We start from the raw sequence: 19,587 nt of genomic DNA, 5'->3' as shown, positions 1-19,587 counted from the left end.
CGGACCGGGTCTGACGCGACCCCCGTGCGGGTACCACCAGCCCGACCCAGGAGGTGTCCCGCATGCTCCACGACCCCAGCAGCGTCGCCGCGGCCCTGACCGAGGCCGCGCTCACGATCAACAGTCACCGCTCGCTCGACGACACGCTCGACGCCATCGTCCGGGCGGCACAGCAGACGGTGCCCGGCTTCGAGCACGTCGGCATCTCGATCACCCACGGCAACCGCCGGATCGAGACCCGCTCGGGCACGGGCGCGCTGGTGTGGGAGATCGACGAGCTCCAGTACAAGCTCGGCGAGGGTCCGTGCTACGACGCGATCCGGACCGGCGGCGTCACCATCATGGAGGACATCGCGACCGAGCAGCGCTGGCCCCGGTACGTCGACGAGGCGGCCGGCCACGGCCTGCGGGCCCAGATGGGGCTCCAGCTCTACAGCGACGAGAGCACCCTCGGCGGGCTCAACTTCTACTCCTGGGAGCCGGGCATCGACCCGGACGCGATCCAGCTCGCCGAGCTGTTCGCCGCGCACGCCTCGATCGCTCTCGGCCGGGCGCGTCACGAGCACCAGCTCAACGAGTCGGTGACCACCCGCCAGGCGATCGGCACGGCGGTGGGCATCATCATGGAGCGCTACCGCATCCCCGAGGAGCGCGCCTTCCAGTTCCTCGTGCGTGCGAGCAGTACCAGCAACATCAAGCTGCGCGATGTCGCGCAGGAGGTCGTCGACTCGACCAGCCGCCAGTTCGCCGTCCCTCCGCCGGAGGGCGGCTGACGCGCGCCGGTGCGGCTCAGACCTCGACCGGCACCACCTGGTCGGAGGAGACCCACTGCGTCTGCACGTGCCCGTCGGCCTCGTAGGTGACCAGTGCCCGGCCCCGGAGCCGGTCCCACTTGAGGACCAGGCCGGGGACCGGTGCACCCTCGACGCCGACCTGGACACGGACCTGGACGCTGACCTGCTCGGACATGCGGGCTCCTGCGGTGCGAGCGGGGTCGACCGACCCCCGTGGCAGCCCGCGTCCTGAGCTGCACCGCCCACCGTACCGGCCAGGTGGGCGGGCCGCATGGCCGGATGCCCGGATGCCTGCCGGGTAACGGTCGGAGATGGACACATCGACGGCACACGCGCAGGTGCAGGTCTCGGCGTCCCCCGCCCAGGTGTGGCAGGCGCTGACCGAACCCGAGCAGATCCGGGCCTACTTCTTCGGCGCCGAGGTGGACACGACCTGGGATCCTGGCTCGCCGATCCGGTGGCGCGGTGAGTACGACGGCCGCCCGTTCGAGGACAAGGGCGAGGTCGTGGAGGTGCGGCCCGAGCAGCGACTCGTAGTCACCCACTACAGCCCACTGACCGGTCGGCCCGACTCCCCGGAGAACTACCACCGCGTCGCCTGGCTGCTCGAGGACGACGGCGACCACACCGACGTCGCGGTCGAGCAGTCGCTCACCGAGGGCGAGGACGTGGCCGCCGCCCGGGAGAACTGGACGAACGTGCTGCGTCAGCTCAAGGAGCATGTGGAGCGGGGCTGACGGTCTCGGTTCGCACCGCCGCTTGTAACTACGAGTTACAGCAAGGAATTCGCTGCAACAACGCCCGGGTGGTGACCACAGCACCCTGGTAGATGATTGAACCACCGCACCAACGGCCGTGGACGTCGAGGCGCCGGTCCGACGCGACTACCCGGGCGTTCCGACCACTACCCGGGCGTTGTTGCAGCGAATTTCGCAACGTAACCCTTAGTTACATGGCGCGCGCCCGCGGTCACTCGGGGTGGGGGTCCGAGGTGTGGTGCCGGAGCAGCTTCTCGGCGAGGACGACGCCAGCGCGGTCGAGCTCGGGCGGGTCGAGAACGGTCGCGGTCGGGCCGGCGGTCAGCAGCAGCCGCCCGATCCGGTCCTCGACGGGCGGGAGGAGCTCGAGGTCGACGACGACGTCCTGCTCGTCGTCCTCGACGTAGCTGACCTGCTCGGCGTAGAAGTCCGCCACCCACCGCGACTCCTGCGGCAGCAGGACCCGGACCCGCGTCGTGGCGCGCTGGCTGGCCAGCAGGTCGTCGAGGTCGTCGGGTACGGCGAACGCGCGGTCCAGCACCTCGACCGAGCGGATGTTGGAGATCAGGTAGGTGCGGATCCGGCCCTGGTCGTCGACCGGCCCCGCATCGACCTCCCAGCCGCGCCGGGTCTGCACGAGTCGCCAGGGCTCGATCTCCCGCTCCGTGACGCCCGGCTCCCACGCCCGCGAGTAGACGATCCGCACGGCGCGGCCCTCGCCCTGCGCCCGGCGCAACCGCGGCAGCAGATCCCCGCCGTCCGCACCACCGGTAGCACCCGCGCCACCCGCGCCGTCCGCACCACCCGTAGCACCCGCGCCCCCCGCAGCACCGGCGTCCGAGGCCTCGTCGTGCGGCGCCTCCCCGGGCGCCCGGCCGAACATCGTCTCGGCCAGCACGTCGAGGGCCTCGGCGAGCTCGGTGTTGTCGGGCTCGATCTCCAGGAGCGCCTGGGCCGCGGCGTGGACGCGACCGAGCTCACCGGCGTCGACGTACTCGACACCCAGATCGATCGGGCTCTCCGCGACGAGCCGCACGACGTCGGCGGTCCCGGGGTCCTCGGTGTCGCCGTCAGCGCCGAGGAACTCCAGCACCTCGGGTCGCGAGAGCAGCCACTCGCCGCCGACGTCGGCGGTGTAGAAGGCGAGGAGGTCCTGGCGCAGCTCGGCGACCGACGTGTCGAACGCGTCGGCGAGGGTCTGCAGCCTCAGCCCGTCGGGGCTCGCCGCGAGCCGGGCGAACACCTCAGGCAGCCGGGCGATCCGGCTGACATAGCGCGGGACGTCGTTCACTGCCCGGCCTCCCCGCCCCGTGCCGCCGCCAGGAAGGCGATCAGGTCCGCCTGCGCCTCGGGCGGGGCGTCGATCCGCACCCGGTCGTCCAGCTCGACCAGCCGCGCGTGGAGCGCAGCGCGGTGCGTGACGCGATAGCGCAGCAGCACGTCGGCGCCGTCGGCCGTCACCGCGACCGGCTCACCCAGCAGGCGTCGTACGTCGGGCTCGAACCCGGCCGGCGTGCGGAGCGTGACCTCGACCGGCGGGTCGATCTGCCACGACAGCGGGTGCAGCTCGGGGTGGCGTACCTGCGGAGGCGGCTGCGCGCTGCGCGCGTCGTCGAGCGTGACGTCGAGCATCCGGGACACGACGAAGGTCTTCACGACCGCGTCGGCCAGATCGCCGTCCTCCACGCCGCGCAGGTACCACACGCCGTTCTGGGTGCGGACCGATGCGGGGTGGACGACGCGCGGCGAGCCCTTGTAGCCGAAGCGCAGCACCCGCTGGTCGCGGACCGCGTCGACCACGAGGCGCAGCGCGTCCGGCGCCGGCACCTGGACGGCGGCGGGCACGGTCGTGGCCGTGGCTCCGGCGTCGTCGCCCAGGCCGAGCCGCTGGGCGAGGTCGCCGCGGTCGGCGAGCAGCACGGCCCGCCGCAGCGCGGCCTGCTGGCCGAGGGTGAGGCGCACGCGGAGCCGGTTGTCGACGGTCGTCATCCGGTAGACCGCGGGCGAGCCCGCCGGGGCGATGTTCTCGATCCGCCAGCCCTGCCGCTCGAGGTGCCGGATCTCGCGCTTGAGCTGATCGTGGCCCGGCGACTCGGGGAAGCCGGCCACCCGGTCGAGGCGCGCCGCGCTGACCCCGCCCTGGGGATGGGCCTGGAGCATGGCGGCGATCCGCACGAGCCGCTCCATCGGACCGCGCTGGTCCCGCCCCGGCACGTTGGCCACGCCCGCTCCTCCCCGCTCGTCGTGTGTGAGCCCGTGGGGAGGACGCTACTTGCCCCGCAGGACGACCGTCCGCACCAGGTCCCGGGCGATCTGCCGCTCGGTCCACGGGAAGCGCACCCAGGACTCCTTCGAGAAGAGCCGGGTCTGGTCGCGCGACCATCGCGAACCGGGGTCCTCGTACTGCCCGTAGGTCAGGAGCGTGCGGGCCTGGATCCGGCGCGTGCCCCGGAAGGCGATCGCCTGGATGTGGGAGGAGCCGTAGCTGATCGCCTTGTAGCGTCCGCCGTTCGCGGCCGGCGCGATCGATGCCAGGGCGTTGGCGTTGCCGGCGAGGTCGCCCTCCCCGCCGCCGAGCGGGAGGGCCGGCGCGCCGCGGTCGCCGGCCACCTGGAGCGAGCCCCAGGACGCGTCGAGCGGCACGCCCGCGGCCCGCACGGCGTCGATGGCCGCCTTCATCGCGGCGACGACCCGCGCACCGGTCTGCAGCCCCCGGGGTGTGTGCCAGGGGTCGGCAGGGTCGAACGGGACCTGCCACAGCGCCGAGCCGGTCGGCGCCCGCTGCACGAACGCCTCGAAGAGATGGGTGCCGACCGAGGTGGTGTCCGAGCGCCCGTCCCAGGCGCGCAGGACCTCGCAGGCCCTGGTCTCTCCGGTCGCGGCACACACGGCGTCGAGTCCGCCGTCCGCGCGCAACACCTCGGCGGCCCGGAGCCGGTTGGCGAACTGGTGCCCGCGCAGGCTGCGCGGGGTCTCCTTCCCGGCCGCGAGTCGGTCCACGACGTACTGCGCGACCATCCGCGTCCGCATCGTCCGCTCGCACCGCTCGCATCCGATGATCGACGGATAGCCCTCGAGCCGGACCCGGTCGTTGGGCGTCCAGTACGAGTCGTTCGCGTTCATCACCCAGTCGCGGCGTACGACGGCGGGCAGGTGCTGGGGGCCGAGGATCCCGGCCCGCTGGGCGTCGGCGTCGCTGCCCCACGCACAGGCTCCGTCCGCGAGGTTGCCGTTGAGCCCGGGCAGGCCGGCCACAGTCTGGATCAGGCGACCCACCACGGTCATGCAGCGGTTGGCCATGGCGTCGGTGACGTGCGGGACGACGCTGTGGTCGGCATAGAGCACCTCACCGCCGCGATCGGCGGCGGTGGTGTTCACCCAGGGCATCCCGCCCGCGGCGTCCTGGCGGGCGAGCAGGTCGCGGCTGCTCGTCGCGCGGCCCATCTCGAGGAACGTGTCGATCGTGCGCAGCTGCTCGGCGTTGGCGTCCCGGATCGCCCAGAAGCTGAGCGGGGACCAGCCCATGAACTGCGCGGGGCTGTCGATCAGGTAGCCCTGGGGCGTGCGGTAGAGGTCCTCCTGGACCGTGCCGATCGACCCGTCGGCGTTGCGCACCCGGATGTCGACCAGGCGTCGCTCCGCCTTCTCGATCCCCCGCGGCGTGAGGTAGCTCGTGCCGGGGCCGAGCGTCAGGTACTCGTACGGCGTGAACCGGTACGCGGTCGAGACCGTGTGACTCCAGGCCACGTCCTTGTTCCACCCGATGTTGACGACCGGCGAGCCGATCAGCGAGCCGCCGGCGACGTCGTACTTCCCGGGGATGGTCAGGTGCTGCTGGGTGAACCGGTAGCGGCCGACCCACGGGAAGTGCGGGTTGCCCAGCAACATGCCCCGCCCCGTGGAGCTGGCGTCGCCGCCGATCGCGGTGGCGTTGGACCCGAAGGAGGGGTCGCGCCCCAGCGAGGCCAGCAGGGCGTCGCGGTCCACCCGGGCGGCGTACGCCGGGATCTCGGCCTCCGTGCGCGGCAGCGGCAGGCCCAGGTCGGGCAGGCCCGGATCCTGCAGTGTCGGCGGATCCGCCTCGACGATCTCCTTGACGAAGACACCGGACGAGGCGATCAGGTTCGCCAGGTAGACGCCGTACCAGAGGTCGAGCTCGGTGGCGTCGGGCACCAGCCAGGCGGCGCCGCGGCACGCGGGGTCGCTGACCTTGTTCGTGCGCAGCCAGCGGTTGACGCCGGCCGCGTAGCCGCGGACCAGCTTGCGGGCCCGGGCGCTCGGGCCCGCCGGGGAGACCAGCAGGTCCTCCACGACCCGCCGGTTGCGCAGGTCGGTCACGAAGGCGTCGACCTGCAGGTTGCTGGCGTCCAGCGAGACGCCGTCGCGGTAGCGGCCCTGCGGTCCGAGGTGGAGGGAGCGCTGACCGCGTGCGGTGAGCACGGTGTCGGCGAGGTTGCAGATCGACGCGGCGGCGGCCGCGTAGCCACTGCCGTAGCCGAGCGACCCCCAGCCCTTGGCCACCACGTGCGGGATGCCGTGCTTGGTGATCGAGACCGTGGCCCGGTACCTGCCGGGTCGCTCGGCCGTCGCGAGGTCATCGGGTACGACAGCCGGGCCAGCCGCCGTCTCCGGTGAACCGGCACCGGCGGGACCCGCCACCGTCAGGCCGGGCAGCACGAGAGCGGCGGCGAGCAGGCTGAGCAGACGAGACGACCTCACACGCGCCCAACGGCGTCGATGTGATCTGCGTTACGTCACGGTGGCGAAGCGCGGCCGGCGAGCTCGGTATCCGACACGCTCGGCCCGATCTCAGAGGTAGAGACCGGCGGCCTCGTCGCCGAGGCGCTCGGCGGCGACCGCGTGGATGTCGCGCTCGCGCATGACGACGTACACGTCGCCGGAGACCTCGACCTCGGCCTTGTCCTCGGGGTCGTAGAGGACCTTGTCGCCGGTCACGACCGAGCGGCAGTGCGGGCCCACGGCGACCACGCGCGACCAGGCCAGGCGGCGGGCGCCCATGGCGGCGGTCGCGGGGATGACGATGCCGCCGGAGGAGCGGCGCTCGCCGGCCTCGGCGTCGGCCTCGCACAGGATGCGGTCGTGCAGCATCTTGATGGGAGTCTTGTCGGACACGTGCGCGTTCAACCGGAGGCGGGGCTCAGCGGGCGATCTTGCGCAGGACGGCGAAGAGCGCGATCACGCCTACGACGCCGCCGACCGCCTTGAGGATGTTGTCGGTGCGCGGCTCCCCGGTCGCCGGGTCGACGAAGTGAGCCTTCACCTGGGCGACCTCGCGGCTCACGATCGTCTTGGGGTGCGAGCGGTAGAGCAACTGGTCGATCGTGCCCGCGAGGCGCTCGCGCGCCTCCTCGATCTCACGCTCGATGTCAGAGGGAGTCTCACTCACCCGGGCAGGCTATCAATCGCGATCGAGCTCGGGTCGAAACCCCAGGGCAGTTCCAGTCGGTGGGCACGCATGAGGGCCTCGTCGGTCAGGACGTCGTAGGTCCGGCCGTCGGCCACGACCCTGCCGTCGTTGAGCACGACGGAGCGGGGACACAGCTCCAGCGCGTACGGCAGGTCGTGGGTGACCATCAGCAGCGTGACGTCGAGGGCGCGCAGGATGTCGGCGAGCTCACGGCGCGAGGCGGGGTCGAGGTTGGAGCTGGGCTCGTCGAGCACCAGGATCTCCGGCTCCATGGCCAGCACCGTCGCCACGGCGACCCGCCGACGCTGCCCGAAGGAGAGGTGATGGGGCGGCCGGTCGGCGAAGTCGGCCATGCCGACCCGGTCGAGCGCGTCCAGCACGCGGCGCTCGAGCGCCGCGCCCTTGAGGCCGAGGTTGGCCGGGCCGAAGGCGACGTCGGCGCGGACCGAGCCCATGAACAGCTGGTCGTCGGGATCCTGGAAGACCACCCCGACCCGGCGCCGGATCTCGAGCAGGTTCTTCTTCGTGACGGGCAGTCCGCTGACGGCGACGCTGCCCGCGCCGTGCCCGGTCTCGCCGGACAGGATGCCGTTGAGGTGCAGCACCAGCGTGGTCTTGCCGGCCCCGTTGGGCCCGAGCAGGGCGACCCGCTCGCCGCGGTGGACGTGGAGGTCGACGCCGAACAGCGCCTGATGGCCGTCGGGGTAGGCGAAGGCCAGGTCGCGGATGTCGAGGACGGGCGTCATCGCACGTCTCCGGGCAGCCGGCCGTCGTAGCCGCGCGACAGCATGGCGAGGTGCACCCGCTCCCCCCTCTCGTAGGACCGCACGAACAGCGCACCGAGCGTACGCGCCAGCGCCGGCCAGTGCCGGGGCGAGCGGGGGTCGACGCCGCGCGAGCGCATGGCGGTGACCATCCTGCCGAGGTCGCTGGTCACGACGTCGAGGTAGCGGATCATGAAGCCCATGATCTGCACGAGCAGGTCGGGCAGGCGCAGCCGCTGCAGGCCCCGGAGCACGTCGGCCGGCTCGGTGGTCGCGGCGAGGGTGAGCGACGCCAGCACGCCGAGGGTGCCCTTGACGGCCAGTCCCCACGCGGCCATGAGGCCGGACTCGGACAGCGAGAGCTCCCATCCGCCGAGGGGTACGGCGACGCGCGGGCCCTCGGCGACGAACGGCATCAGCGCGGCGAACACGAGGAAGGGCACCTCGACGACCATCCGCGGCAGCAGGTAGGTCAGCGGCACCCGCGCGAGGAGCACCACGCCGAGCAGGAGGGCGAGATAGCCGCCGAACACGGGGTACCACTCGCGCGGCGTGGCGACGACGGTCAGCACGAAGCCGAGCAGCAGCAGGATCTTCAGGTGCGCTGGCGCCCGGTGCACCACGGAGTGCCCGTGGAAGTGCAGCCGGTGCCCGTGACCCGCGCCCATCCTCAGTCCTGCTGCACGTCGGGAGAGCGCCGCCGCAGGGCCCAGAAGAGCCCGCCGCCGATGAGGAGGGTGAGGCCGACGCCGGCCACCCCGGCGATGCCGCCGCTGAGCCGTTCGTCGTCGACGCCTTCGGTGCCGTAGTCGGCGAACGGGCTGCCGGTGTCGACGGGCTCCTTCGCGGAGTCGCCGAAGCCGGTCTTTCCGGCGACGTACTCCAGGCCGTCGGGGTGGCTGCTGGCGTAGTAGCTGCCCACGCCGGCGAGGAGGAGGGCGACGAGGAGGCCGGCGAGCAGGAAGCGTCGGTTCCTCATGCCGGGACCTCCCCGACGCGCAGGGACGTGCGGCGGTCCAGGCCGCGGGCACCGTGGACCAGGTCGGGCCGCGAGGCGACGACCGCGCTGACGACGAGTCCGGTCACGACGGCCTCGCCGATGCCGATGACGGCATGCCAGCCCACCATGGCGGTCAGCACCTTGCCGACGGACACGTCGGCCGTGCCGCCGACGGCGAAGAGCAGGGTGAAGACGGCCGCGGCCGCGGGCACGGACACCAGGGCGCCGAGCGCGGCGGCCAGCGGCACCGAGCCGAGGCGGCGCGGGAGGACCGCGAGCACGAGCCGGAACCCGGCGTACCCGACGAAGACGCCGACCAGCCCCATCAGCGTGATGTTGGTGCCCAGGGCGGTCAGGCCGCCGTCGGCCATGAACAGGCCCTGCACGAGGAGGACCACGCTGATGCACAGCGCTCCGGTCCACGGGCCGACCAGCACCGCCGCCAGCGCGCCCCCGAGCAGGTGGCCGCTGGTGCCGGCGCCGACGGGGAAGTTGATCATCTGTCCCGCGAAGACGAAGGTCGCGACCAGGCCCGCCATCGGCGCGGTGCGGTCGTCGAGCTCTGCGCGTGCCCGGCGCAGGGCGATGCCCACGCCGGCGGCGGCGACGACGCCGGTCGCCACCGAGGTCGGGGCGTCGAGGAAGCCGTCCGGGACGTGCATGGTTGCTCCTGTCCTCGATCCGGTGTTCGGTCGCCGGGTACCGGGGTAGTTAGATGGTCACGAGCAGTGACTCATTCTTCGGCCACTTTATTGCATCGCAGTTGCAACAGCACCTGCCCACCAGGAGAGTACGCATCCCATGAGCGACCAGGCCAGGCTGTCCGCCGGCGACCGCGCGCCGGACTTCTCCCTCGCCTCCGACCAGGACGGCGAGGTCGACCTCTACGACCTCCTGAAGCAGGGCCGGAAGGTGATCGTCTACTTCTACCCCGCGGCGATGACGCCGGGCTGCACCAAGCAGGCGTGCGACTTCACCGACTCCCTCGACGCCCTGCAGGCGGCCGGCTACACCGTGGTCGGCATCTCGAAGGACACCACGACCAAGCTCGCCAAGTTCCGCGAGCGCGACGGACTCACGATCACCCTGCTCTCCGACCCCGACCTGGCGGTGCACCGCGCCTATGGCGCCTACGGCGAGAAGAAGCTCTACGGCAAGGTCGTCGAGGGCGTCATCCGCTCGACCTTCGTCGTCGACACCGACGGCGCGGTCGAGCTCGCGCAGTACAACGTCAAGGCGACCGGGCACGTGGCGAAGCTCCGCAAGGACCTCGGCCTGCCCGTCCCGCCCGCCTGACCCGGATCCGAAGGACGCACCCCGATGAAGCTGCACCAGTCGCTCGCCGAGCTCGCTCGCGACCACGGCCCCGCGCTGTTCCGCGACGCCTCCGCGTTCCGCGGCTCCCTCGACGACTACCTCGACGAGGGCCAGGCCTCGAGCGGCACCATCAACCTGCTCACCGACGCGGTGCGGCTGGGGGCCCTCGACGCCCTGGTGTCCATGCTCGACAGCGGCGCGGGCGCCGCCGACGCGGTCGAGTCCGCCGGGCAGCGGCTCGCCCGCGACCGCGGCAGCGCCGACGTCCGCGGCTGCCAGTGGGCCGTCGCGGTGCTCGGCTTCGCGCTGGGCCGGGTGCCCGAGTCCCTCGTCGGCGGCCTCGACCCGGACGCGGCGACCGCCGCTCCCCCGAGCTACGGCCCGGGCGGCACCGCCCCCGCGCAGCCGCCGGCCGGCTCGCCGACCACCTCGCCGATGGCGCCGCCGGTGACCTCGCCGGTGACGCCTCCGCAGCGGCCGGTCCTGCCGCCGCCCCAGGCGACTCCTCCCGCGCAGCAGCAGCCCGCGCCGCCGTACGCCGCCCCGGCCCCGCCCCCGGCGGCCTGGTCGCAGCCGACGCCGACGAAGAAGTCCAACACCGGGCTCATCGTCGCGGCCGTCGCCGTCGCCCTCGTGCTCGTGGTGGCCGGCATCATCGGCGTCATCGCGGTCGCCGGGCGCGACGACGACAAGGCGGCCGACGACACGTCGTCGCAGACGACCGGCACCGGGGACCCGAGCGACGACGCGGACTCCGGCGACTCCGGCGAGGAGCCGACCGACGACGACTCCGCGGCCCCCGACCTCGGCGGCCCCGCCGTCCAGGGCACCGGCTACGAGGCGCACCTGCCGAAGGGCTGGTCCGACGGCACCGACGAGCTCGCGGCCCAGAGCCCCGACGCCGCCACCTTGGACCGCGTGTTCATCTGGGGGCCCACCTTCCAGGCCGCGCGGGGCAACGTCATCGTCGAGGTCCAGTCGGCCTACGGCAGCACGGATCCGGCCGACCTCAAGGACGACTGGAAGCAGGCGCTCACCGAGGGCGACACCACGGCCTCCACGGTCGACATCGACGACACCACGATCGACGGACAGACCGCGCTGGGCGTCGACATCAGCCGGACCAACGACAACGACGTCGAGGTCGCCCAGCGCTCCTACCTGGTCATCAGCGGCGACACGGCGTACTCGATCACCGTCTCGCTCAAGGACGGCGACGACGACGTGCTCGACAGGTTCGCCGACATCCTCGACGCCTGGCAGTGGACCGACTGACCTGAGCCGCCGCGGCGGGGCGGGAGCGACGCCCCGCCCGCCGCTCCCTCAGGCGAGCCAGGACCGGGCGGCGCTCACCAGCGCCGCCACCCCGGACTCCAGCGTCGGGCCCGCGAGCGGGGCGAAGCGCGGCGAGTGGTTCGACGGCAGCCCGTCGACCACCCTTCGGATCTGGTCGACCGACGTCGCACTCGCGAAGAGCGCCGGATCGGCGCCGCCGAGCAGCCAGTAGGCGCACGGCGCGCCGGCCGCCTCGGCCAGGACGCCGACGTCCTCGCTGCCGGTGACCGGCCCCGGATCGACGACCAGCCAACGGCCCTCCTCCGCGAACGACGCGCGGACGCGGTCGCAGGCCACGGGATCGTTCACCACCGCCGGGAAGCTGTTGAGGACCTCGAGCTCCGGCTCCCGCGGCGCGCCGGCCGCAATCGCCTCGCCCCGCACGATCCGCTCCACGGCGGCCAGCACCCGCGTGCGAACGTCGGGATCGGTGGTGCGGATGCTCAGGCCGAGCACGGCGCGGTCGGGGATGACATTGGCGGCCGTGCCCGCGTGGAAGGAGCCGACCGTCACGACGACGGTCTCGGCGGCCGCGACCTCCCGGGAGACCACCGTCTGCAGCCGCTGCACCACTGATGCGCCCAGGACCACCGGGTCGACGGTCGTCTCAGGTCGCGAGCCGTGCCCGCCGGCACCGTGCACGGTGATCCGCAGCGCGTCGGACGCCGCGAACGCCGGGCCGGAACGCACGCCCAGCACCCCGACCGGCACCGGCGCCACGTGTTGCCCGAGCACGACGTCCGGCGTACCGAACCGCTCGAACAGGCCGTCGTCGACCATGGCCTGCGCACCGCCCCCGCCCTCCTCGTCGGGCTGGAACACCACCAGTAGGCGGCCCCGCCAGCCGGTGTCCGCGGCGAGCCCCGCCGCCGCGCCGATCAGGCAGGTCGTGTGCACGTCGTGGCCGCAGGCGTGCATCACGGGCACGGTCTCGCCGTCGGCGGTCGTGGCCGTCGCGGTGCTGGCATAGGGCAGGCCGGTGTCCTCGCGCACCGGCAGCGCGTCCATGTCGGCCCGCAGCAGCACCGTGGGCCCCTCGCCCCGGGCGAGCGTGCCGACGACGCCCGTCCCGCCGACGCCGCTCGTGACGTCGTACCCGAGGGTGCGCAGGTGGTCGGCCACGATGCCGGCGGTGCGATGCTCCTGACGGCCGAGCTCGGGGTGGCGGTGCAGGTCCTCGTAGATCGCGACCAGCTCGTCGAGGGTGGCGGGCATGACTCCATCCTTCCCGGCGCGCGGCGTGCGGGCAACGCCTCCTAGACTCGTCCCGCTCACGCCGGAGTGGTGGAACTGGCAGACACGCGGCACTTAGGATGCCGTGCCTTCGGGTGTGCGGGTTCGAGTCCCGCCTCCGGCACCGTCTCGATCCGCCCGCGCCGAGCGGCGCGGGCTACTCGCCGGCCAGGAGCCGGGCCACGAGGGGCGCGACCTCGCGCAGCGCGCGGCCCCGGTGGGAGATGGCGTCCTTGTCCTCGCGGGACAGCTCGGCGGTGGTCAGGCCGGGGTGGTCGTCGGCGACGAAGAGGACGTCGTAGCCGAAGCCACCGCTCCCCCGCACCTCCCGGATCACCCGGCCGTCCATCCGGCCCTCGACGACGAGCTCGCGGCCGTCGGGGTGGACGACGGCGACGGCACAGACGAAGTGCGCGGTACGCCGCTCGTCGGGCACGTCGTGGAGCTGGGCGAGCAGCAGCTCGTTGTTGCGCTCGTCCTGCCCCTCTTTCGAACCCAGGGACGGGCCCGACCAGCGCGCGGAGAGCACGCCGGGCATGCCGTTCAGGGCATCGACGCACAGGCCGGAGTCATCGGCGAGGGTGGGCAGACCGGTGGCGGCGACACCCGCGCGGGCCTTGAGCAGGGCGTTGCCCTCGAAGGTCGGCTGGTCCTCGACCGGCTCGTCGAACGGCGCCACGTCGTCGAGTCCCACGACCTCCACCCCGGCCATGTGCTCGGCGAGGATGCGACGCATCTCCTCCAGCTTCTTGGCGTTGCGCGACGCGACGAGGATCTGGAGCGGCTCGGTCATCGGGAGCCGCCCAGCGCCTCCTGCTGGATCCGGGTCAGGTCGGCGCACCCCTTCTCGGCGAGCGCGAGGAGCGCGTCGAGCTCGGCCCGGTCGAAGGCGGCACCCTCGGCAGTGCCCTGCACCTCGACGAACTTGCCGTCGCCGGTCATCACCACGTTCATGTCGGTCTCGGCCCGCACGTCCTCGACGTAGGGCAGGTCGAGACGCGGTACGCCGTCGATGATCCCGACGCTGACGGCGGCCACCGACCCGGTGAGCGCGCCGGGGACGCCCAGCTTCGCGCAGGCGTCGGCCAGGGCGACGTAGGCACCGGTGATCGCGGCCGTGCGCGTGCCGCCGTCGGCCTGGAGCACGTCGCAGTCGATCTGGATGGTGTTCTCGCGCAGCGCCTTGTCGTCGATCACGGCGCGCAGCGAACGGCCGATGAGGCGGCTGATCTCGTGGGTGCGGCCGCCGATCCGGCCCTTGACCGACTCACGGTCCGAGCGGGTGTTGGTCGAGGCGGGCAGCATCGCGTACTCGGCCGTCACCCAGCCCAGGCCCGAGCCCTTGCGCCACCGCGGGACGCCCTCGGACGCGGACGCCGCACACAGCACGCGGGTCCTGCCGAACTCGACCAGCACCGAGCCGGCGGGGTGGTCGAGCCAGTTGCGGGTGATGGTGATCGGGCGCAGCTCGTCGTCGGCGCGGCCGTCCTCGCGGATGCTCATGCCCCCAACCTAGCGGGGGTCTGGCGTGTGGCCGCCAACGCCCGCCGGACCGCCCACGGGCCGAGGTCGCGTGCGCGACGTCCGAACCACGGAGCACCTTCGGTGACCATCCAGGCCACGTCGCGTCGCCAGCTCGGAGGGCAGCCGCCACTGGACTCGAGACTCGGCAACGGGAGGTCGTAGCCGGCCGACCGCAGCCGTTCGGCCCAGGCTCGGGCCAGTGCGCGGTGCCCGACCTCGGAGGGGTGGAAGCGATCGACCGACCAGCAGGCCCGGTCCGTCACCTCGGGCATCAGCGCGAGGTCGAGCCGGAGCCCGCCGTACGTCGCGTGCAGGTCGTCGTAGACGTCGTTGACGACGGCGATCCGCTCCGTCATCGGTCGCACCAGCACCCGCGGGAGGCCGAGCAGTGCGGCGTGATCGTGCCAGCGCACCGTCATCAGGGTGGCCCCACCGTCGACGAGCGCTCCCGCGACGTGGTGCAGGTCGGCGTGCAGCCGACGGCGGTCCCAGCTCGAGCGCAGGGTGTCGTTGACGCCCACCAGGAGCGAGGCGAGGTCCGGCCGGTGGGCCCGCGCCTCGTCGAGCTGGTGCTCGCGCACGATCGCCGCGGTCGCACCCGACGCCGCGACATTGCAGAACGAGACGTCGTACGACGCCCGCAGCGACTCGGCCAGCAACCGGGCCCAGCCGCGCCATCCGCCACCGGGAAGCGGGTCTCCGACGCCGACGGTGGTGCTGTCGCCGAGAGCGGCGAAGCGCAGGTATCCGTTGCCCACGACAACCAACCGTGGCGGAGCCCGCTACCTGCAGGCTCCGCCACGGTGACGTGTCCGGCAATCTTCGGTGAAGCGCCGGGGTGGTGGTGCTACTTGAACTCGATGCGCAACAGTCGCAGCGTGCCGAGCACCAGCGGGATCACGAGCCAGATGGTGCCGGCCGTCGCGATCTGGGCCCACTCCTCGCCCGAGGGCTGGAAGTCGCCGGTGAACAGCGGGGTCTGCGCGGTGTTGAACTCGATCCACGGCGCGACCTTCTCGAAGCCGGAGCTCAGCGCGCCGAGGATGCCGACCGCGATCGGGAGGATCAGGCTGTAGGCGAAGTAGCCGACGATGCCGGCCGGCGTGTTCATCAGCAGCATCGCGATGGCGAAGCCGACGAAGATGCCGATGAGGTTGGCCAGGACGAAGCCGTTGAACAGCAGGTTGCCGTCGACCGACCATTCGGGCGAGGAGCCCGTGGCGGCGCCGACGCCGGTGAAGACGAGCGCGAGGATCACGGCCAGCACCATCACCGTGGCGGCCAGGCTGACGCCGGCCAGGAACTTCGCCGCCACCACGCGGGAGCGCTGCGGCTCCAGCGTGAAGGTGACCAGGCCGTTGCGCTGCGACTGCTCGCTCGTGACCAGCATGATGATCAAGATGGGCAGGAAATAGCCGAGCGCACCGCCGGCCACCGACAGCATGTCGCTGAAGTCCTTGTCGGCGTCGGGCGCGGCGAGGGTGTAGATCAGCAGCACGACGAGGACGAGCCCGACGATCGAGGTCGCGAACCAGAACCCGGCGCGCGTGTCGACCGCCTTGCGGATCTCGACCCCGACCAGCCTGCTCAGCGGGGTGCGGGGGGTGTTGGAGACGTCGAGCGTGGGGACTGTGGTGGTGGTGCTCATGCCGGGATACCTCCGGTGGTCGGGGTGCCGACGCCGGGGACCGCCTCGCGGGCGTCGGCCGAGGTCAGCTCGAGGAACAGGTCCTCCAGGCCGGCGCCGCCGGACCGGAGGTCGGTGAGGACGACGCCGGCGGTCAGGGCCGCGCGGCCGACCTGCTCCGGGCTCGCCTGCACCTTCAGACCCGCGCCCGCGGGCTCCACCGCGTGACCCGCGTGGGTCAGGGCCGCACCGAGGGCGGTGTTGTCGAGCGAGGTGACCATCGTGATCGGCGTGCCGTTCGCGCCGGCGAGGAGCGTCTCCCGATTGCCCTGGGCGACGATCTTGCCGCGCCCGATCAGGATCATCTCGTCGGCGATCTGCTCGACCTCGTGCAGCAGGTGGCTGGACAGGAGCACGGTGCCGCCGCGGTCGGCGTACCCCTTGAGGAGGCCGCGCATCCACCGGATGCCGGCCGGGTCGAGGCCGTTGGCGGGCTCGTCGAGGATGAGCACCGACGGGTCGCCGAGCAGCGCGTGGGCGATGCCGAGGCGCTGCTTCATGCCGAGCGAGTAGTTGCGCAGGCGGCGCCCCGCCTCGTCGTCGTTGAGGCCCACCAGCGCGAGCATCTCGTCGACCCGGGTCTTCGGGAGGCCCATCGTCTGCGCCGCGATCGTCAGGATCTCCCGTCCGGTGCGCCCGACGTGCTGCGCGGAGGCGTCCAGCAGGGTGCCGACGTGACGGCCCGGGTTGGGGATGTCGTGGTAGTGCAGGCCCCCGATGGTGACCTGACCGCGGGTCGGGAGGGTGAGGCCGACCATCACCCTCATGGTGGTCGTCTTGCCGGCGCCGTTGGGGCCGAGGAAGCCCGTGACGCGGCCCGGCTGGCAGACGAAGCTGACGTCGTCCACGGCGGTGTACGCGCCGTAGGTCTTGGTGAGTCGATCAACGGTGATCATGGCTCCAGCCTGCCCGAGCGGGCACCTCCGCACATCGAACCCGCGTCGCGAGTCGTCCCGACCAAAGTAGGTGCCGGTCCGGTCCCCGGGCGCTGCCGCCCGCCCGACCGCGGACACTAGCCTCTGACCATGGACGCGCCCGCAGCCGACGACTTCCAGCCGCCCTTGCGCTGGTACAGCCAGGTCTGGCGCTACCTTCTCGCCCTCCTCCTCGGCCTGCTCGCCTGGTCCTCGGTCATGCAGGCCCAGCTCGACCGCGACCCCGTGCTCTTCTGGGTCGACCTCGGCGTCGGGCTCGTGGCCTTCGTGCTCGTCGCCTTCCGCCGGCGGTGGCCGTTCACGATCGCGATGATCACCATCCTCATGGGGCCGATCAGCTCGCTCGCCGCCGGCCCCGCGTCGCTCGCCACGGTCTCGCTGGCCACGCGCCGCCGATGGTGGCAGGTCATCACGGCCGGCGTCCTCAACGTCGTGGTCAGCATGGTCTACTACGAGATCCAGCCGGACCAGTCGACGGATCCGTGGTGGGTCAACCTCTCGGTCACCGTCGCCGTCGTCATGGCGATCCTGGCGTGGGGCATGTTCATCGGCTCGCGCCGCGAACTGGTCTGGACGCTGCGCCAGCGGGCGGAGACCGCCGAGGCGGAGCGCGACCTGCGTGCCACGCAGGCCCGCACGACCGAGCGCGCACGGATCGCGCGCGAGATGCACGACGTCCTCGCGCACCGGATCTCACAGATCTCCATGCACGCCGGCGCGCTGACCTACCGCGAGGACCTCTCGGCGGAGGAGATGCGCAGCAGCGTCGCCGTCATCCAGGCCAAGGCGCACGAGGCGCTCACCGACCTGCGCGAGGTGCTCGGCGTCCTCCGCGACGCCAACGGCGTCGAGGGCGGCGGCCCGCTGACGGGTCCACAGCCGACACACCGCGACCTCGGCGCCCTCATCGCGGACGCACGGGAGGCCGGCGCCGTCATCGAGTACGACGACGAGCTGGCGGCCGACGCCGGCGAGCTGCCCGACGTCGTCGGCCGGACCGTCTACCGGATCGTGCAGGAGGGCATCACCAACGCCGGCAAGCACGCACCGGCCGCCACGCTGCGGATCCGGGTGAGCGGCTCCCCCGCCGACGGGGTCGACGTCGTGCTGCGCAACGCCCTCGGCTTCGGCCCCACCCGCACCCCCGGAGCCGGTCTCGGGCTGGTCGGTCTCACCGAGCGGGCCGAGCTACGCGGCGGGACCCTCGAGCATCACATCGAGCACGCCGCCGACCCGGCGGGGGCCGACCTGTTCGTCCTGCATGCATGGCTACCGTGGGCGGCCGAGCAGGAGCCCGGCCACGAGGAGGCCTCATGACGAACCCGGCGAGTGACCAGATCCGCGTGATCGTGGTCGACGACGACCCGCTGGTCCGCTCGGCGCTGACGCTGATGCTCGGCGGCCAGGCCGACATCGCGGTCGTGGGCGAGGCTCCCGACGGCCGCGCCGGCATCGCCCTCGCCCGCGAGCTGCGTCCCGACGTGGTGCTCATGGACATCCGGATGCCCGTCCTCGACGGCCTCGCCGCCACCCGGATCCTGCACGCGGACCCGATGCCGCCGCGGGTGATCGTGCTGACCACCTTCGACGCCGACGACTACGTGGTCGGCGCGCTCGCGGCCGGGGCCGACGGCTTCCTGCTCAAGGACACCGCGCCGCCGGAGATCGTCGCGGCCCTCCGCAAGGTCGCCGCCGGCGACCCCATGCTCTCCCCGTCCGTCACCCGCACGCTGATCGAGCGGGTCCGCACCGGATCCGGCGACGCCCGAGCCGCCGACGCCCAGCGCCGGCTCGACCGGCTGACCGAGCGCGAGCTCGACGTCGCGGGCGCGGTCGGCCGGGGCCTCTCCAACGCGGAGATCGCCGCCGAGCTCCACCTGTCGGTGCCGACGGTCAAGGGACACGTGTCCAAGCTGTTCGAGAAGCTGGAGACCACCAATCGGGTGCAGATCGCGCTGACGATCCGGGACGCCGGGCATCCGGTGGAGTGATCCAGACATGCATTGTGCATGCAGATAGACTGGAATGCATGTCAACGCTCCAGGTCCGCAACGTCTCCGACGATCTGCGTCGCATCCTCAAGCAGCGCGCGGCTCGTCGAGGCATGAGCCTGTCCGACTACGTCCGCGAGGAGCTCGAGCGTACGGCCTCCCAACCGACGTACGACGAGTGGCGCGACCGGGTCCGGCTTCGAGGCGGGACGGAACCCGCCACCAGCGCAGCCGACGTCTTGCAGGCCGAGCGCGAGCGGTGACGGCGGTCCTCGACGCCTCGGCCCTCGCGGAGCTCGTCATGAACACCCCGAGGGCGGCCGCCGTCGACCGGCGCCTCGCCGGCCATGCCGGCGACCTGCACCTCCCGCATCTCGCAGTGGTGGAGACCGCCTCGGTTCTGCGGGGGTGGGCACGCAGCGACCAGATCCCCGTGCCGCGGGCGGCCGCGGCCCTGGAGGACCTCGCTGCGTTCCCCGCGCGTCGATGGGCTGTCGACGACCTCCTCCCCCGGATCTGGTCGCTGCGCGAGAGCCTCACCGCCCACGACGCGACCTACGTGGCGCTGGCCGAGAGCCTCGACGCCACACTCGTCACCTGCGACGCCCGACTGCGCCGTGGCGCGTCGGGCCACAGCAGCGTGGACATCGTGGTCCCCTGACCGGCCTCGCGGAGCCGGGCACGGATCGATCAGCGGCGGGCACCGGGCCTCCCCCGCTCTCTCAACTCCTCGGCCTTCGCCAGCGACTCCTGGAGCTCGCCCGTCGCCGCCTGCTCCTGGATCCGCGCGAAGCCCTCCTCCAGCTGGGCGGTGGTGGGGC

General features: G+C 72.7%; 24 protein-coding genes and 1 tRNA gene. 9 read left to right on the top strand and 16 right to left on the bottom strand.

All coding sequences use genetic code 11. The annotated features are described in order from the left end of the window. Positions 1 to 62: 62 nt before the first annotated feature. Positions 63 to 773 (top strand): GAF and ANTAR domain-containing protein, encoded by a 711-nt coding sequence (locus tag ACPZVR_RS18570; RefSeq protein WP_436701167.1) that lies wholly within the window; start codon positions 63 to 65, stop codon positions 771 to 773. Positions 774 to 789: 16 nt separating this feature from the next. Here the strand turns inward: ACPZVR_RS18570 and ACPZVR_RS18565 are convergent, their stop codons facing one another. Next, entirely contained in the window at positions 790 to 969 is a 180-nt protein-coding gene (locus ACPZVR_RS18565) for a hypothetical protein (protein ID WP_436701166.1), read from the bottom strand. 136 nt (positions 970 to 1,105) lie between these two features. Here ACPZVR_RS18565 and ACPZVR_RS18560 point away from each other — a divergent pair, with 136 nt between their 5' ends. Continuing rightward, positions 1,106 to 1,531 (top strand): SRPBCC domain-containing protein, encoded by a 426-nt coding sequence (locus tag ACPZVR_RS18560; RefSeq protein WP_436701165.1) that lies wholly within the window; start codon positions 1,106 to 1,108, stop codon positions 1,529 to 1,531. A gap of 232 nt (positions 1,532 to 1,763) precedes the next feature. Here ACPZVR_RS18560 and ACPZVR_RS18555 read toward each other — a convergent pair whose 3' ends face one another. From ACPZVR_RS18555 to ACPZVR_RS18515, 9 genes are all read right to left on the bottom strand, one after another. Then, positions 1,764 to 2,843: a WYL domain-containing protein gene (locus tag ACPZVR_RS18555; protein ID WP_436701164.1), complete on the bottom strand. Its 1,080-nt coding sequence runs from the start codon at positions 2,841 to 2,843 to the stop codon at positions 1,764 to 1,766. Next, positions 2,840 to 3,775, bottom strand: coding sequence for a helix-turn-helix transcriptional regulator (locus tag ACPZVR_RS18550; RefSeq protein WP_436701163.1), 936 nt, complete (start codon positions 3,773 to 3,775; stop codon positions 2,840 to 2,842). Before ACPZVR_RS18550 ends, ACPZVR_RS18555 begins: the two co-directional genes overlap by 4 nt. A 45-nt stretch (positions 3,776 to 3,820) precedes the next feature. Then, positions 3,821 to 6,271 carry a penicillin acylase family protein gene (locus ACPZVR_RS18545; protein WP_436701162.1) on the bottom strand — a complete coding sequence of 817 codons (2,451 nt, stop codon included), beginning with the start codon at positions 6,269 to 6,271 and terminating at the stop codon, positions 3,821 to 3,823. 90 nt (positions 6,272 to 6,361) lie between these two features. After that, positions 6,362 to 6,685: a GroES family chaperonin gene (locus ACPZVR_RS18540; RefSeq protein WP_436701161.1), complete on the bottom strand. Its 324-nt coding sequence runs from the start codon at positions 6,683 to 6,685 to the stop codon at positions 6,362 to 6,364. A 25-nt stretch (positions 6,686 to 6,710) separates the two neighbouring features. Beyond that, a complete protein-coding gene (locus tag ACPZVR_RS18535) occupies positions 6,711 to 6,959 on the bottom strand; it encodes a DUF3618 domain-containing protein (protein ID WP_436701160.1) in 249 nt (82 codons plus the stop codon). Continuing rightward, complete coding sequence (locus ACPZVR_RS18530) at positions 6,956 to 7,726, bottom strand: energy-coupling factor ABC transporter ATP-binding protein (protein ID WP_436701159.1); 771 nt, start codon at positions 7,724 to 7,726, stop codon at positions 6,956 to 6,958. The genes ACPZVR_RS18535 and ACPZVR_RS18530 overlap by 4 nt, the downstream gene beginning before the upstream one ends. Next, a complete protein-coding gene (cbiQ, locus tag ACPZVR_RS18525; protein WP_436701158.1) occupies positions 7,723 to 8,412 on the bottom strand; it encodes a cobalt ECF transporter T component CbiQ in 690 nt (229 codons plus the stop codon). The genes ACPZVR_RS18530 and cbiQ overlap by 4 nt, the downstream gene beginning before the upstream one ends. 2 nt (positions 8,413 to 8,414) lie before the next feature. Beyond that, positions 8,415 to 8,723 (bottom strand): PDGLE domain-containing protein, encoded by a 309-nt coding sequence (locus ACPZVR_RS18520; protein ID WP_436701157.1) that lies wholly within the window; start codon positions 8,721 to 8,723, stop codon positions 8,415 to 8,417. Beyond that, entirely contained in the window at positions 8,720 to 9,406 is a 687-nt protein-coding gene (locus ACPZVR_RS18515) for an energy-coupling factor ABC transporter permease (RefSeq protein ID WP_436701156.1), read from the bottom strand. The genes ACPZVR_RS18520 and ACPZVR_RS18515 overlap by 4 nt, the downstream gene beginning before the upstream one ends. A gap of 139 nt (positions 9,407 to 9,545) precedes the next feature. On the opposite strand from ACPZVR_RS18515, the gene bcp reads away from it, so the two are divergent. Continuing rightward, on the top strand, positions 9,546 to 10,040 hold the full coding sequence (gene bcp, locus ACPZVR_RS18510; protein ID WP_308089412.1) for a thioredoxin-dependent thiol peroxidase: 495 nt from the start codon (positions 9,546 to 9,548) through the stop codon (positions 10,038 to 10,040). 24 nt (positions 10,041 to 10,064) lie between these two features. After that, positions 10,065 to 11,336 (top strand): hypothetical protein, encoded by a 1,272-nt coding sequence (locus tag ACPZVR_RS18505; RefSeq protein WP_436701155.1) that lies wholly within the window; start codon positions 10,065 to 10,067, stop codon positions 11,334 to 11,336. 48 nt (positions 11,337 to 11,384) lie between these two features. On the opposite strand, the gene ACPZVR_RS18500 is transcribed toward ACPZVR_RS18505, so the two are convergent. After that, complete coding sequence (locus ACPZVR_RS18500; protein ID WP_436701154.1) at positions 11,385 to 12,611, bottom strand: amidohydrolase; 1,227 nt, start codon at positions 12,609 to 12,611, stop codon at positions 11,385 to 11,387. 60 nt (positions 12,612 to 12,671) lie between these two features. On the opposite strand from ACPZVR_RS18500, the gene ACPZVR_RS18495 reads away from it, so the two are divergent. Continuing rightward, a tRNA-Leu gene (locus tag ACPZVR_RS18495) sits at positions 12,672 to 12,753 on the top strand. Positions 12,754 to 12,786: 33 nt separating this feature from the next. Here the strand turns inward: ACPZVR_RS18495 and rdgB are convergent. The 5 genes from rdgB to ACPZVR_RS18470 form a co-directional block, all read right to left on the bottom strand. Continuing rightward, positions 12,787 to 13,422 carry an RdgB/HAM1 family non-canonical purine NTP pyrophosphatase gene (rdgB, locus tag ACPZVR_RS18490; protein WP_436701153.1) on the bottom strand — a complete coding sequence of 212 codons (636 nt, stop codon included), beginning with the start codon at positions 13,420 to 13,422 and terminating at the stop codon, positions 12,787 to 12,789. Further along, a complete protein-coding gene (gene rph, locus ACPZVR_RS18485; protein WP_436701152.1) occupies positions 13,419 to 14,132 on the bottom strand; it encodes a ribonuclease PH in 714 nt (237 codons plus the stop codon). The genes rdgB and rph overlap by 4 nt, the downstream gene beginning before the upstream one ends. Further along, complete coding sequence (locus ACPZVR_RS18480; protein WP_436701151.1) at positions 14,129 to 14,911, bottom strand: SGNH/GDSL hydrolase family protein; 783 nt, start codon at positions 14,909 to 14,911, stop codon at positions 14,129 to 14,131. The genes rph and ACPZVR_RS18480 overlap by 4 nt, the downstream gene beginning before the upstream one ends. 89 nt (positions 14,912 to 15,000) lie before the next feature. Further along, a complete protein-coding gene (locus ACPZVR_RS18475; RefSeq protein WP_436701150.1) occupies positions 15,001 to 15,801 on the bottom strand; it encodes an ABC-2 transporter permease in 801 nt (266 codons plus the stop codon). Beyond that, positions 15,798 to 16,736, bottom strand: a complete 939-nt coding sequence (locus ACPZVR_RS18470) for an ABC transporter ATP-binding protein (protein ID WP_436701149.1) — start codon at positions 16,734 to 16,736, stop codon at positions 15,798 to 15,800. Before ACPZVR_RS18470 ends, ACPZVR_RS18475 begins: the two co-directional genes overlap by 4 nt. Positions 16,737 to 16,865: 129 nt before the next feature. Between ACPZVR_RS18470 and ACPZVR_RS18465 the strand changes: the two genes are divergently transcribed. The 4 genes from ACPZVR_RS18465 to ACPZVR_RS18450 are packed head-to-tail and all read left to right on the top strand — an operon-like array spanning position 16,866 to position 19,427. Next, the gene (locus ACPZVR_RS18465) at positions 16,866 to 18,092 is read left to right on the top strand and encodes a sensor histidine kinase (protein ID WP_436701148.1); all 1,227 of its coding nucleotides are present in this window, start codon (positions 16,866 to 16,868) and stop codon (positions 18,090 to 18,092) included. Beyond that, positions 18,089 to 18,766, top strand: a complete 678-nt coding sequence (locus tag ACPZVR_RS18460) for a response regulator (protein ID WP_436701147.1) — start codon at positions 18,089 to 18,091, stop codon at positions 18,764 to 18,766. The genes ACPZVR_RS18465 and ACPZVR_RS18460 overlap by 4 nt, the downstream gene beginning before the upstream one ends. Before the next feature lie 38 nt (positions 18,767 to 18,804). Beyond that, positions 18,805 to 19,029: a FitA-like ribbon-helix-helix domain-containing protein gene (locus tag ACPZVR_RS18455; RefSeq protein WP_436701146.1), complete on the top strand. Its 225-nt coding sequence runs from the start codon at positions 18,805 to 18,807 to the stop codon at positions 19,027 to 19,029. Then, complete coding sequence (locus ACPZVR_RS18450) at positions 18,945 to 19,427, top strand: type II toxin-antitoxin system VapC family toxin (protein WP_436701145.1); 483 nt, start codon at positions 18,945 to 18,947, stop codon at positions 19,425 to 19,427. The genes ACPZVR_RS18455 and ACPZVR_RS18450 overlap by 85 nt, the downstream gene beginning before the upstream one ends. Positions 19,428 to 19,587 lie beyond the last annotated feature (160 nt).

The organism is Nocardioides segetis, from assembly GCF_051390595.1.
Classification (GTDB): domain Bacteria; phylum Actinomycetota; class Actinomycetes; order Propionibacteriales; family Nocardioidaceae; genus Nocardioides.
The sequence above is the reverse complement of the archived record's forward strand: the minus strand, read 5'-3'. Positions and strand labels throughout refer to the sequence as shown.

Excerpts from the sequence above, each read along its gene's own strand:
- ACPZVR_RS18570 (WP_436701167.1), top strand. The coding sequence starts at position 63 with ATGCTCCACGACCCCAGCAGCGTCGCCGCGGCCCTGACCGAGGCCGCG.
- ACPZVR_RS18565 (WP_436701166.1), bottom strand. The coding sequence starts at position 969 with ATGTCCGAGCAGGTCAGCGTCCAGGTCCGTGTCCAGGTCGGCGTCGAG.
- ACPZVR_RS18560 (WP_436701165.1), top strand. The coding sequence starts at position 1,106 with ATGGACACATCGACGGCACACGCGCAGGTGCAGGTCTCGGCGTCCCCC.
- ACPZVR_RS18530 (WP_436701159.1), bottom strand. The coding sequence starts at position 7,726 with ATGACGCCCGTCCTCGACATCCGCGACCTGGCCTTCGCCTACCCCGAC.
- cbiQ (WP_436701158.1), bottom strand. The coding sequence starts at position 8,412 with ATGGGCGCGGGTCACGGGCACCGGCTGCACTTCCACGGGCACTCCGTG.
- ACPZVR_RS18520 (WP_436701157.1), bottom strand. The coding sequence starts at position 8,723 with ATGAGGAACCGACGCTTCCTGCTCGCCGGCCTCCTCGTCGCCCTCCTC.
- ACPZVR_RS18515 (WP_436701156.1), bottom strand. The coding sequence starts at position 9,406 with ATGCACGTCCCGGACGGCTTCCTCGACGCCCCGACCTCGGTGGCGACC.
- bcp (WP_308089412.1), top strand. The coding sequence starts at position 9,546 with ATGAGCGACCAGGCCAGGCTGTCCGCCGGCGACCGCGCGCCGGACTTC.
- ACPZVR_RS18505 (WP_436701155.1), top strand. The coding sequence starts at position 10,065 with ATGAAGCTGCACCAGTCGCTCGCCGAGCTCGCTCGCGACCACGGCCCC.
- ACPZVR_RS18500 (WP_436701154.1), bottom strand. The coding sequence starts at position 12,611 with ATGCCCGCCACCCTCGACGAGCTGGTCGCGATCTACGAGGACCTGCAC.
- rdgB (WP_436701153.1), bottom strand. The coding sequence starts at position 13,422 with ATGACCGAGCCGCTCCAGATCCTCGTCGCGTCGCGCAACGCCAAGAAG.
- rph (WP_436701152.1), bottom strand. The coding sequence starts at position 14,132 with ATGAGCATCCGCGAGGACGGCCGCGCCGACGACGAGCTGCGCCCGATC.
- ACPZVR_RS18475 (WP_436701150.1), bottom strand. The coding sequence starts at position 15,801 with ATGAGCACCACCACCACAGTCCCCACGCTCGACGTCTCCAACACCCCC.
- ACPZVR_RS18470 (WP_436701149.1), bottom strand. The coding sequence starts at position 16,736 with ATGATCACCGTTGATCGACTCACCAAGACCTACGGCGCGTACACCGCC.
- ACPZVR_RS18465 (WP_436701148.1), top strand. The coding sequence starts at position 16,866 with ATGGACGCGCCCGCAGCCGACGACTTCCAGCCGCCCTTGCGCTGGTAC.
- ACPZVR_RS18460 (WP_436701147.1), top strand. The coding sequence starts at position 18,089 with ATGACGAACCCGGCGAGTGACCAGATCCGCGTGATCGTGGTCGACGAC.
- ACPZVR_RS18455 (WP_436701146.1), top strand. The coding sequence starts at position 18,805 with ATGTCAACGCTCCAGGTCCGCAACGTCTCCGACGATCTGCGTCGCATC.